Origin of the sequence: Streptococcus mitis, assembly GCF_946190065.1 — a bacterium.
Classification (GTDB): domain Bacteria; phylum Bacillota; class Bacilli; order Lactobacillales; family Streptococcaceae; genus Streptococcus; species Streptococcus mitis_DE.
This window is the reverse complement of record NZ_CAMHZD010000030.1, coordinates 1-9,626: the sequence shown is the minus strand read 5'-3', so window position 1 is coordinate 9,626 and position 9,626 is coordinate 1. Positions and strand designations below refer to the sequence as shown.

The 9,626-nt window shown below is 42.5% G+C and carries 9 protein-coding genes and 1 pseudogene; all 10 read left to right on the top strand.

What is annotated here, in order from left to right:
* Window positions 1–75 precede the first annotated feature (75 nt).
* Window positions 76–1,044: pseudogene (cbpF, locus tag OCF96_RS09665) on the top strand (choline-binding protein CbpF).
* A 123-nt stretch (window positions 1,045–1,167) separates the two neighbouring features.
* The gene (gene mvk / locus OCF96_RS09660; protein WP_261039957.1) at window positions 1,168–2,046 is read left to right on the top strand and encodes a mevalonate kinase; all 879 of its coding nucleotides are present in this window, start codon (window positions 1,168–1,170) and stop codon (window positions 2,044–2,046) included.
* Complete coding sequence (gene mvaD, locus OCF96_RS09655; RefSeq protein ID WP_084927844.1) at window positions 2,028–2,981, top strand: diphosphomevalonate decarboxylase; 954 nt, start codon at window positions 2,028–2,030, stop codon at window positions 2,979–2,981. The genes mvk and mvaD overlap by 19 nt, the downstream gene beginning before the upstream one ends.
* The gene (locus tag OCF96_RS09650; protein WP_261039947.1) at window positions 2,968–3,975 is read left to right on the top strand and encodes a phosphomevalonate kinase; all 1,008 of its coding nucleotides are present in this window, start codon (window positions 2,968–2,970) and stop codon (window positions 3,973–3,975) included. Before mvaD ends, OCF96_RS09650 begins: the two co-directional genes overlap by 14 nt.
* Window positions 3,959–4,969, top strand: a complete 1,011-nt coding sequence (gene fni / locus OCF96_RS09645) for a type 2 isopentenyl-diphosphate Delta-isomerase (RefSeq protein ID WP_261447033.1) — start codon at window positions 3,959–3,961, stop codon at window positions 4,967–4,969. The genes OCF96_RS09650 and fni overlap by 17 nt, the downstream gene beginning before the upstream one ends.
* A gap of 76 nt (window positions 4,970–5,045) precedes the next feature.
* Entirely contained in the window at window positions 5,046–5,744 is a 699-nt protein-coding gene (gene liaF / locus OCF96_RS09640; protein ID WP_261447032.1) for a cell wall-active antibiotics response protein LiaF, read from the top strand.
* Complete coding sequence (locus OCF96_RS09635; protein WP_023946582.1) at window positions 5,741–6,739, top strand: envelope stress sensor histidine kinase LiaS; 999 nt, start codon at window positions 5,741–5,743, stop codon at window positions 6,737–6,739. The genes liaF and OCF96_RS09635 overlap by 4 nt, the downstream gene beginning before the upstream one ends.
* A 10-nt stretch (window positions 6,740–6,749) precedes the next feature.
* Complete coding sequence (locus OCF96_RS09630) at window positions 6,750–7,382, top strand: response regulator transcription factor (RefSeq protein ID WP_023946580.1); 633 nt, start codon at window positions 6,750–6,752, stop codon at window positions 7,380–7,382.
* A complete protein-coding gene (locus OCF96_RS09625) occupies window positions 7,383–8,039 on the top strand; it encodes a DNA alkylation repair protein (protein ID WP_023946579.1) in 657 nt (218 codons plus the stop codon).
* A 92-nt stretch (window positions 8,040–8,131) separates the two neighbouring features.
* Window positions 8,132–9,415, top strand: coding sequence for a trigger factor (tig, locus tag OCF96_RS09620; RefSeq protein WP_261447031.1), 1,284 nt, complete (start codon window positions 8,132–8,134; stop codon window positions 9,413–9,415).
* Window positions 9,416–9,626 lie beyond the last annotated feature (211 nt).

The window sequence follows — 9,626 nt, the reverse complement described above, 5'->3', positions numbered from 1 at the left end:
AAGGACTTAGCCCTGTACAATACAGAACTAAATCCTTTGCTTAAATTAATTGTCTAACTTTTTGGGGTCAGTACAATCGCATTAGCAGTCTTTTTCTTTAGCTTACTGGCGACAAGTACAGTATTGGCGGATGATACTGATTCAGAGGGTTGGAAATTTGTCCAAGAAAACGGAAGAACCTACTACAAGAAGGGGGACCTCAAAGAAACCTACTGGCGAGTGATTGATGGTAAGTACTATTATTTTGATTCTTTATCTGGAGAGATGGTTGTCGGCTGGCAATATATACCTGCTCCACACGAAGGGGTTACGATTGGTTTTTCTCTAAGGCAAGATATTGCTTTTAGACCAGATTGGTTTTACTTTGGTCAAGATGGGGTACTACAAAAATTTGTTGGTAAGCAAGTTTTAGAAGCAAAAACTGCTACAAATACCAACAAACATCATGGGGAACAATATGATAGTCCAGCAGAGAAACGAGTCTATTATTTTGAAGATCAACGTAGTTATCACACCTTAAAAACTGGTTGGGTTTATGATGAGGGGCACTGGTATTATTTACTGAAGGATGATGGATTTGATTCTCGCATCAACAGATTGACTGTTGGGGAACTAGCACGTGGTTGAACCAATGATAACTCAACTTGGTACTATCTAGATCCAACAACTGCTGCAATGCAAACTGGTTGGAAACAACTTGGTAATAACTGGTACTATCTCCGTTCATCAGGAGCAATGGCAACTGGCTGGTATCAGGAAGGCTCAACTTGGTATTATTTAGATCAGCCAAATGGCGATATGAAAACTGGTTGGCAAAACCTTGGGAACAACTGGTACTATCTCCGTTCATCAGGAGCTATGGCAACTGGTTGGTATCAGGAAGACTCAACTTGGTATTATCTAAATGCAAGTAATGACGATATGACGACAGGTTGGTTCCAGGTCAATGGCAAATGGTACTATGCTTATAGCTCAGGTGCTTTGGCAGTGAATACCACTGTAGATGGCTACTACGTCAACTATAATGGCGAATGGGTTCAATAATGAAAGAAGCGATTGTGAATGGAAACAATCGCTTTTTTTGTGAAAATATAATAAAATAGATAGGAGAGAATAAATACTTGTATGAAAAGATGAGACGGTTTTTTCGTCTAGTAAAAGGAAAAAATGACAAAAAAAATTGGTGTCGGTCAGGCACATAGTAAGATTATTTTAATAGGAGAGCATGCGGTTGTTTACGGTTATCCTGCTATTTCCTTGCCTCTTTTGGAGGTGGAGGTGACTTGTAAGGTAGTTCCTGCAGCGAGTCCTTGGCGTCTCTATGAAGAGGATACCTTGTCCATGGCAGTTTATGCTTCGCTGGAGTATTTGGATATCAAAGAAGCCTGTATTCGCTGTGAGATTGACTCGGCTATCCCTGAGAAACGGGGAATGGGTTCGTCAGCTGCTATCAGCATAGCGGCTATTCGTGCGGTATTTGACTACTATGAGGCTGATCTGCCTCATGATGTATTGGAAATCTTGGTCAATCGGGCTGAGATGATTGCCCATATGAATCCTAGTGGTTTGGATGCTAAGACCTGTCTAAGTGACCAACCTATTCGCTTTATTAAAAACGTAGGATTTACAGAGCTTGAGATGAATTTATCTGCCTATTTGGTCATTGCAGATACGGGCGTTTATGGTCATACTCGTGAAGCCATCCAAGTGGTTCAAAACAAGGGGAAGGATGCCCTGCCGTTTTTACATGCCTTGGGGGAATTGACCCAGCAGGCAGAAGATGCGATTAGACGAAAAGATGCTGAAGGACTGGGAAAAATCCTCAGTCAAGCGCATTTACATCTAAAAGAAATTGGTGTTAGTAGCCCTGAGGCGGATTCTCTAGTTGAAACGGCTCTTAGCCATGGTGCTCTGGGTGCCAAGATGAGCGGTGGTGGGCTAGGAGGCTGTATCATAGCTTTGGCAACCAATTTGACTCAAGCTCAAGAACTAGCAGAAAGATTAGAAGAGAAAGGAGCTGTTCAGACATGGATAGAGAGCCTGTAACAGTACGTTCTTACGCAAATATTGCTATTATCAAATATTGGGGAAAGAAAAAAGAGAAAGAGATGGTGCCTGCTACTAGCAGTATCTCTCTGACTTTGGAAAATATGTACACAGAGACGACTTTGTCGCCTCTACCGACGGATGCGATGGCTGATGCCTTTTATATCAATGGTCAGCTACAAAATGAGGCGGAGCATGCCAAAATGAGTAAGATTATTGACCGTTACCGTCCAGCTGGTGAGGGCTTTGTCCGTATCGATACTCAAAATAATATGCCTACCGCGGCGGGTCTGTCCTCAAGTTCTAGTGGTTTGTCCGCCCTGGTCAAGGCTTGTAATGCTTATTTCAAGCTTGGATTGGATAGAAGTCAGCTAGCGCAGGAAGCGAAGTTTGCCTCAGGCTCTTCCTCTCGGAGTTTTTATGGACCATTAGGTGCCTGGGACAAGGATAGCGGAGAGATTTACCTGGTAGAGACAGACCTGAAACTAGCTATGATTATGTTGGTACTAGAGGACAAGAAAAAACCAATCTCTAGCCGTGACGGGATGAAACTCTGTGTGGAAACTTCGACGACTTTTGATGACTGGGTCCGTCAGTCTGAGAAAGACTATCAGGATATGCTGGTTTATCTCAAGGAAAATGACTTTGCCAAGGTTGGGGAGTTAACGGAGGAAAATGCCCTGGCTATGCACGCTACGACCAAAACAGCATCACCAGCCTTTTCTTATCTGACGGATGCAAGCTATGAAGCAATGGACTTTGTCCGCCAGCTTCGTGAGCAAGGGGAAGCCTGCTACTTTACTATGGATGCTGGTCCCAATGTCAAGGTTCTCTGTCAAGAGAAAGACTTGGAGCATTTATCAGAAATCTTCGGTCAACGTTATCGCTTGATTGTGTCAAAAACAAAGGATTTGAGTCAAGATGATTGCTGTTAAAACTTGCGGAAAACTCTATTGGGCAGGTGAATATGCTATTTTAGAGCCAGGGCAGTTGGCCTTGATAAAGGCCATTCCTATCTATATGAAGGGAGAGATTGCTTTTTCTGATAGTTATCGTATCTATTCGGATCTGTTTGATTTTGCAGTGGATTTGACACCAAATCCTGACTATAGCTTGATTCAAGAAACAATTGCTTTAGTGGAAGATTTCCTCGTTTATCGTGGGGAGACCTTGCGACCTTTTTCTTTGGAAATCCGAGGAAAAATGGAACGAGAAGGGAAAAAGTTTGGTTTAGGTTCTAGCGGTAGCGTCGTTGTCTTGGTCATCAAGGCTCTGCTGGCTCTATATAATCTTTCGGTTGATCAGGATCTCTTGTTCAAGCTGGCCAGTGCTGTCTTGCTTAAGCGCGGAGACAATGGTTCTATGGGGGACATTGCCTGTATTGTGGCAGAGGATTTGGTTCTCTACCAGTCATTTGATCGCCAGAAGGTGGCTGCTTGGTTGGAAGAAGAAAACTTAGCGACTGTTTTAGAGCGTGATTGGGGCTTTTCAATCTCACACGTACAACCTGCCCTAGAATGTGATTTCCTAGTGGGATGGACCAAGGAAGTGGCTGTATCGAGTCACATGGTCCAGCAAATCAAGCAAAATATCAATCAGAATTTTTTAAGTTCCTCAAAAGAAACGGTGGTTTCTTTGGTAGAAGCCTTGGAACAGGGGAAATCAGAAAAAATTATCGAGCAAGTAGAAGTAGCCAGTAAGCTCTTAGAAAGCTTGAGCGCAGATATTTACACGCCTTCGCTTAGACAGTTGAAAGAAGCCAGTCAAGATTTGCAGGCTGTTGCCAAGAGTAGCGGCGCTGGTGGTGGTGATTGTGGTATTGCCTTGAGTTTTAATGAGCAATCAACTGAAACCCTAAAAAACCGTTGGGCCGATCTGGGGATTGAGCTCTTATACCAAGAAAGGATGGGACATGACGACAAATCGTAAGGATGAGCACATCCGCTATGCCCTTGAGCAGAAAAGTTCCTACAACAGCTTTGATGAGGTGGAGTTGATTCATTCTTCCTTGCCTCTTTACGACCTGGATGAAATCGATCTGTCGACAGAGTTTGCTGGTCGAAAGTGGGATTTTCCTTTCTATATCAATGCCATGACGGGTGGGAGTGAAAAAGGTAAAGAAATCAATCAAAAACTAGCTCAGGTGGCGGACGCCTGTGGGATTTTGTTTGTGACGGGATCTTATAGCGCAGCCCTCAAAGATTCAACAGATGACTCTTTTTCTGTCAAGTCTAGTCATCCAAATCTCCTTCTTGGAACCAATATTGGATTGGACAAGCCTGTCGAATTAGGTCTTCAGACTGTAGATGAGATGACCCCTCTTCTCCTGCAAGTGCATGTCAATGTCATGCAGGAATTACTCATGCCTGAGGGAGAAAGGAAGTTCAGATGCTGGCAATCGAATCTGGCAGACTATAGTAAGCAAATCCCCGTTCCGATTGTCCTCAAGGAAGTGGGCTTTGGAATGGATGTGAAGACCATCGAAAGAGCCTATGAATTGGGTGTTCGTACAGTGGATCTATCAGGTCGTGGTGGTACCAGCTTTGCCTATATTGAAAACCGTCGCAGTGGTCAACGTGATTACCTCAATCAATGGGGTCAGTCCACCATGCAGGCCCTTCTCAATGCCCAATACTGGAAAGATAAGGTCGAACTTTTGGTTAGCGGAGGGGTTCGGAACCCGCTGGATATGATTAAGTGTTTGGTCTTTGGCGCAAAGGCTGTAGGGCTGTCACGAACCGTTCTGGAATTGGTTGAAACCTATTCAGTCGAAGAAGTGATTGATATTATCCAAGGCTGGAAAGCGGATTTACGCTTAATCATGTGTGCTCTTAATTGTGCTACTATAGCAGGTTTGCAAAGCGTAGATTACATTCTTTATGGAAAATTAAAAGAAGCAAAGGATCAGATGAAAAAGGCGTAACCACCGCCTTTTTTCCATCTTCAGACCGAGGTGGCTTTTTTGAATTGTGATAAAATAGAAAGGAGAGGATGAACCTATGAGAAAATTTAAAATCTTTTTATTTATCGAAGCCTGTCTGTTGACAGGAGCTCTGATTTTGATGGTATCAGAGCATTTTTCGCGTTTTCTGCTGATTTTATTCCTCTTTTTGCTTTTGATTCGCTATTACACTGGTAAAGAGGGCAATAATCTTCTTTTAGTGGCGGCAACCATTCTCTTCTTTTTCATCGTCATGCTCAATCCTTTTGTGATTTTAGCTATTTTTGTTGCGGTTATATACAGCCTCTTTCTTCTTTATCCGATGATGAACCAGGAAAAAGAGCAGACCAATTTGGTTTTTGAAGAGGTGGTAACGGTTAAGAAGGAGAAAAATCGTTGGTTTGGCAATCTCCATCATTTTTCAAGCTACCAGACTTGCCAGTTTGATGATATCAATCTCTTTCGCCTCATGGGCAAGGATACCATTCATCTGGAGAGGGTCATCTTAACTAATCACGATAATGTCATTATCCTCAGAAAGATGGTAGGTACGACCAAAATCATTGTGCCTGTAGATGTGGAAGTCAGTCTCAGCGTTAACTGTCTCTATGGTGATTTGACTTTCTTTAACCAGCCCAAGCGACCCCTCCGAAATGAACACTATCATCAAGAAACAAGAGACTACCTTAAGAGTAACAAGAGTGTCAAGATTTTCTTGACCACTATGATTGGAGATGTTGAGGTGGTTAGAGGATGAAAAAACAAGCCTATGTAATCATTGCTCTCACCTCCTTTATGTTTGTCTTATTTTTCTCTCACAGCTTAATGGACATCCTTGACTTTGACTGGTCTATTTTCCTGCATAATGTTGAAAAAACAGAAAAATTTGTCTTTTTGTTGTTGGTATTCAGCTTGTCCATGACCTGTCTTTTAGCCCTGTTTTGGCGAGGTGTGGAAGAGCTTTCTCTAAGAAAAATGCAGGCTAATCTTAAGCGTTTGTTGGCAGGGCAAGAAGTGGTTCAGGTTGCAGATCCAGATTTGGATGCCAGCTTTAAGTCCTTATCTGGCAAACTTAACCTCTTGACAGAAGCACTTCAAAAGGCTGAAAATCACAGTCTTGCTCAGGAAGAGGAAATCATCGAGAAAGAACGGAAGCGGATTGCTCGGGATTTGCACGATACAGTCAGTCAGGAGTTGTTTGCGGCCCACATGATTTTGTCAGGCGTCAGTCAGCAGGCTTTGAAATTGGATAGAGAAAAGATGCAGATCCAGTTGCAGAGTGTTACAGCCATCCTTGAAACAGCCCAGAAGGATTTGCGGGTCTTGCTCTTGCATTTGCGACCAGTTGAATTGGAACAGAAGAGCTTGATTGAAGGGATTCAAATTCTCCTAAAAGAGCTTGAGGACAAGAGCGATCTCAAGGTTAGTTTCAAGCAAAATGTGACGAAATTGCCCAAGAAAATCGAGGAGCATATCTTCCGCATCTTGCAGGAGTTGATCAGCAATACCCTCCGCCATGCCCAGGCCTCTTGTTTGGATGTCTATCTCTATCAGACGGATGTTGAATTGCAGCTGAAGGTGGTGGATAATGGGATTGGTTTCCAGTTGGGGAGCTTAGACGACTTGAGTTATGGACTTCGTAATATCAAGGAGCGGGTCGAAGATATGGCAGGGACGGTTCAGTTATTAACAGCTCCCAAGCAAGGACTGGCAGTTGATATCCGTATTCCCTTGTTAGGTAAGGAATCATAAAGGAGTAGAGATGAAAATTTTACTAGTAGATGACCATGAAATGGTCCGATTGGGCTTGAAAAGTTACTTTGACCTCCAAGACGATGTAGAAGTTGTGGGCGAGGCGGCAAACGGGTCTCAAGGTATTGACTTGGCCTTGAAACTGCGTCCAGATGTCATTGTCATGGATATCGTTATGCCTGAGATAAATGGAATTGATGCGACCTTGGCTATCCTCAAAGAATGGCCTGAAGCCAAGATTTTGATTGTGAGCTCTTATTTGGACAATGAAAAAATCATGCCCGTCTTAGATGCAGGTGCTCGTGGCTATATGCTTAAGACTTCTAGTGCCGACGAACTGCTCCATGCTGTCCGTAAGGTGGCTGCTGGGGAGTTGGCCATTGAGCAAGAGGTCAGCAAAAAAGTCGAATACCACCGCAATCACATAGAACTACATGAGGACCTGACTGCGCGTGAGCGAGATGTTCTCCAACTCATCGCCAAGGGCTACGAAAATCAGCGTATCGCAGATGAACTTTTTATCTCTCTCAAGACGGTCAAGACCCACGTGTCCAACATTCTTGCCAAACTTGAAGTCAGCGATCGTACCCAAGCTGCAGTCTATGCCTTTCAGCATCATTTGGTAGGGCATGAGGATTTTTAGATGAGTCTAACAGATTTACTTGAGGAGCTAGAAGCAGCAAAAAATCCTAAAAAAGCAGGGCCTATGGAGGCCTATATGCGTCATCAATTTTCCTTTCTAGGCGTTGCGGCGCCAGAAAGAAATAAACTCTATAAAAAATACTTTCCAGAAGCGAAAAAAACAAAGATTATCGATTGGGATTTTGTAGATACTTGCTGGGAAAAAGAGTCTAGAGAATACCAGTATGTGGCTGCCAATTATTTGAAAGCAATGCAGTCTTATCTAACGGAGAACGATTTACCTAAGCTTGAGCGGTTAATCTTCACAAAATCCTGGTGGGATACGGTGGATATCCTAGATCGAGTAGTAGGGAGTTTGGTGTATGAGAAGCAGGAACTGGAAAAAATAATCCTCCAATGGAGCCTGTCAGACAATATCTGGTTGAGACGCATCGCTATTGACCACCAGTTGTTAAGAAAAGAGAAGACCAATGTTCAATTACTGGAAAAGATTCTGCTTCATAATTTGAATCAAACAGAATTCTTTATCAATAAAGCCATTGGCTGGGCTCTGAGAGACTACTCCAAAACGAATCCAACTTGGGTAGCAGGCTTCATTGAGAAAAACAAGGAAAGAATGGCTGACCTTAGTATCAAAGAAGCAAGCAAGTACCTCTAGCGTTATTGAAAAGCGCATTCATTACTTGAAAAAAGTCGCCCATTTATGTTATAATAGACTGTATTTAAAAAATTTTAAGGAGAAATGACAGAATGTCTGTATCATTTGAAAACAAAGAAACAAACCGTGGTGTCTTGACTTTCACTATCTCTCAAGACCAAATCAAACCAGAATTGGATCGTGTCTTCAACTCAGTGAAGAAATCTCTTAATGTTCCAGGTTTCCGTAAAGGTCACCTTCCACGTCCTATCTTCGACAAAAAATTTGGTGAAGAGTCACTTTACCAAGACGTTATGAACGCTCTTTTGCCAAATGCTTATGAATCAGCTGTAAAAGAAGCTGGTCTTGAAGTGGTTGCTCAACCAAAAATTGACGTAACTTCAATGGAAAAAGGTCAAGACTGGGTTATCACTGCTGAAGTCGTTACAAAACCTGAAGTAAAATTGGGTGACTATAAAAACCTTGAAGTATCAGTAGATGTTGAAAAAGAAGTAACTGACGCTGACGTTGAAGAGCGTATCGAACGCGAACGCAACAACTTGGCTGAATTGGTTATCAAAGAAGCTGCTGCTGAAAACGGCGACACTGTTGTTATCGACTTCGTTGGTTCTATCGACGGTGTTGAATTTGACGGTGGAAAAGGTGAAAACTTCTCACTTGGACTTGGTTCAGGTCAATTCATCCCAGGTTTCGAAGACCAATTGGTAGGTCACTCAGCTGGTGAAACTGTTGATGTTATCGTAACATTCCCAGAAGACTACCAAGCAGAAGACCTTGCAGGTAAAGATGCTAAATTCGTGACAACTATCCACGAAGTAAAAGCTAAAGAAGTTCCAGCTCTTGATGATGAACTTGCAAAAGACATCGATGAAGAAGTTGAAACACTTGCTGAATTGAAAGAAAAATACCGCAATGAATTGGCTGCTGCTAAAGAAGAAGCTTACAAAGATGCCGTTGAAGGTGCAGCAATCGATAAAGCTGTAGAAAATGCTGAAATCGTAGAACTTCCAGAAGAAATGATCCACGAAGAAGTTCACCGTTCAGTAAATGAATTCCTTGGAAACTTGCAACGTCAAGGTATCAACCCTGACATGTACTTCCAAATCACTGGAACTACTCAAGAAGACCTTCACAATCAATATCAGGCAGAAGCTGAGTCACGTACTAAGACTAACCTTGTTATCGAAGCAGTTGCGAAAGCTGAAGGATTTGACGCTTCAGAAGAAGAAATCCAAAAAGAAATCGAGCAATTGGCAGCAGACTACAACATGGAAGTTGCACAAGTTCAAAACTTGCTTTCAGCTGACATGTTGAAACACGATATCACTATCAAAAAAGCTGTTGAATTGATTACAAGCACAGCAACAGTTAAATAATCTTATACTCTTCGAAAATCAAATTCAAACCACGTCAGTGTCGCCTTACCGTACTCAAGTACAGCTTGCGGCTAGCTTCCTAGTTTGCTCTTTGATTTTCATTGAGTATTAATAAACAAAAATCCCACCTGAATTGTACTGACCCCAAAAAGTTAGACAATTAATTTATGCGAAGGATTTAGTTCTGTATTGCACAGGACTGAGTCCTTTT

Bases quoted from the DNA above. Each gene is read 5' to 3' on its own strand.
- mvk (WP_261039957.1), top strand. From the start codon at position 1,168: ATGACAAAAAAAATTGGTGTCGGTCAGGCACATAGTAAGATTATTTTA.
- mvaD (WP_084927844.1), top strand. From the start codon at position 2,028: ATGGATAGAGAGCCTGTAACAGTACGTTCTTACGCAAATATTGCTATT.
- OCF96_RS09650 (WP_261039947.1), top strand. From the start codon at position 2,968: ATGATTGCTGTTAAAACTTGCGGAAAACTCTATTGGGCAGGTGAATAT.
- fni (WP_261447033.1), top strand. From the start codon at position 3,959: ATGACGACAAATCGTAAGGATGAGCACATCCGCTATGCCCTTGAGCAG.
- liaF (WP_261447032.1), top strand. From the start codon at position 5,046: ATGAGAAAATTTAAAATCTTTTTATTTATCGAAGCCTGTCTGTTGACA.
- OCF96_RS09635 (WP_023946582.1), top strand. From the start codon at position 5,741: ATGAAAAAACAAGCCTATGTAATCATTGCTCTCACCTCCTTTATGTTT.
- OCF96_RS09630 (WP_023946580.1), top strand. From the start codon at position 6,750: ATGAAAATTTTACTAGTAGATGACCATGAAATGGTCCGATTGGGCTTG.
- OCF96_RS09625 (WP_023946579.1), top strand. From the start codon at position 7,383: ATGAGTCTAACAGATTTACTTGAGGAGCTAGAAGCAGCAAAAAATCCT.
- tig (WP_261447031.1), top strand. From the start codon at position 8,132: ATGTCTGTATCATTTGAAAACAAAGAAACAAACCGTGGTGTCTTGACT.